General features: G+C 45.1%; 2 protein-coding genes. Both read right to left on the reverse strand.

All coding sequences use genetic code 11. The features are described from left to right. Window positions 1-882: phage portal protein (locus VH187_RS00345; RefSeq protein ID WP_414713892.1), on the reverse strand; the 882-nt coding region annotated here is incomplete at its 3' end. Window positions 883-1102: 220 nt separating this feature from the next. Beyond that, window positions 1103-2441, reverse strand: a 1339-nt coding sequence (locus VH187_RS00350; protein ID WP_329699516.1) for a terminase TerL endonuclease subunit, incomplete at its 5' end; no start/stop codon positions are given.

The following is a 2441-nucleotide window of genomic DNA, read 5'->3' on the forward strand; positions in this document are numbered from 1 at the left end:
GAACACATCCGCAATCTTGGCAATGTTCTCAATCGGAATCAACCTGAACGGATCACGGAAGAACGAAATTGTCTGCTTCTGCGTCCGAGCGGTTTTGGTTAGAAAGACACGTGCCATACCTTCGGTAATAGCCTTGAGAGTTGGCTCAATTGTCCGGTTCCAATAATTGAGCATTGTCTGTTCATTGGCTGTACCATTCATGATCTCATCGGTCAAACCCAATTGGCTGTAGAACATCGAAGTCAAGAAGGTGATCTGATCCATAAGATTGTTCTCAGCCGGACGGTTCAGCTGAGTGATTCTTTCAGTTCCGTCCGTATAGGCAATACCGTACTGACTACCTTTGAGCTGAAACTCGATGTCCTTTCGTCGTTGCTCAGCCTGTTGACGACGAGCTTCGGATTTGATCACGTAAGGAAGCTGAATGATGAGATCAAGTTTTCCAGAAGCAGATTGTTCATCAATGGCGTCCAACATGTTCAACTTGTAGATCAAACGCTGAAGCGTAGAATTTGGTTCGTTCATTACCGAGTACAACGGGTTCTCAATGATGGCAACCGTAGACTTGTGAAGCGTAATTTGTTGACGGATTCCCAGTTTCTCGTTATACAACCAAACTTGAACATGATGTGGATACCATTGAATGACATCGCCGACTCTCATGGTCAAAATATCGTATCCGCCAACAGTGTTTCCAGGATCCACCGATGTATCAATCGGAACAATTACAGCAACACCTTTGTCAAACAAAGTAAGTGCCAGATCAATACGAAAAGCTTGTGCTGCTTGATCAATGTTGGCTTCGACCGTCAAACAATTATTTAGACCGCTATCCATGTCCTCCAAATATCGATCTTGATTATCATTACGAATATGACGCATGTCGATTCCAGCACAATCGATAGCAAGACGCGTAAAAATCGACGAAATGATCGAGCGCTCATTGGGAATTCGAAGTCTTATACGATCCGGTCGATATGAGAAACCCGAGCCAATGTCACTGCTATAAACTTTTTGATCATCTTCCAGATTCGTAAAGACATTCCAGGCGTGTTTTAGATATGCACCAAAACCCAACGAATTTCACCTCCTTTCCCAAAGATCACTCGAAGGCCTCCTTGTTCGCCTTGTATGCGATGTATGCATCCATCAAAGCAGCAACATTATCGATCTTCTCGTCTTGTCTCTTCTTAAGAAGCTTACGGTTTCCGTTAGTATCCTCTAACGTAATTGCATTACCCATAGCAAAAGACATCAACCCCTGATCAAAGATGAGAAGCCGATCTTCACTTAATTTCTTGATCTCTCCCAAAGGAACTGATTCAGTTTTAGCCCCTTGAATTACTTTCTCAATTCCAAATGATCCATTCTCTGCTTCCCAGCGAGCAACAAATTCTTTCGCGTTGTATGGATCAAAACCAAGACAACGAACGTCATACTCAGATGCTATAACGAACGCATCAAGATCTTCGTAAACTTCCATCATGTCCAGAACAGTTCCCGGCATGACATGAAGCGCACCCTCTACAATGAACTCTTCGTACTTCGTGCGCATGGCTCCCGGCAACATCATGAGTGTACGTTCAGTGATGTAACTACGCGTCTTGATTCCGAATCTTTCTCTTCCAAGCGGAAAAAGAAAAGTGAACGCACAGAAGTCATCACCTTGCGATAGGTCGGCTCCAAGAGCACAGGGAAGTTGCCAGAACTCGCGAGTACGATGCGGAATAGTCTCTTCATAGGTAAAGAAGTAGGTATAACCCTCCATAGGAATACCAAATCGCTTCGCGAGAATGTCGTTTCGACTTGCTGGAGCCTTTTCGGCCCGTTCCACATCAAGGTGATACGTTTCATAGCTTACCGTCGCACCGAGATTCGGATTAGCTTTCACCCATGTACCTGGATCGGCAACTTCTTCAAGTTCGTCAAGTTTGTAGTGCCAGATCGAAACATGCGGAGCTAGGTATTCTCCCTTGAGGATGTCAGCTAGCTCCATTTTGATTGTGTCGCCCGAACCAGCTCGAACGGTCCCTTCCGAGCTAATAGCTACAATCAGATAGTCTTCTAATTTCGAAGCCCCTTGTTCAACTGCCCCAACAACGTCTTCTCGGAGATCACCTGACAACCATTCGTCGATTGTCGAGATCTTAGGCCGAAGCCCCTGCAGCTTATTGATAGCCATAGGTCTGACTTCGAGCAACGAACCGGTTAGAAAGTTCTCGATGCCTTTCTTAGTCGATGCGAGCTTGACTCGATTAACTCGAGATCCAGTCGTATTCTGAAGTGAGCCTTCAGTAAGAAACTTGAACAAGGGCCCGCGTGCGCGCGTGATAGCGGTACGAATAGGTGACATGACTTCGTCAGCCTGTTTCATAGTTGGAGCTGTAGTAATCTGATGAGTAGTTGATGTATCAACGTTCAGAAAGTAATTCTGAATCATC

The organism is Scandinavium sp. (genome assembly GCF_036271055.1).
Classification (GTDB): domain Bacteria; phylum Pseudomonadota; class Gammaproteobacteria; order Enterobacterales; family Enterobacteriaceae; genus Scandinavium.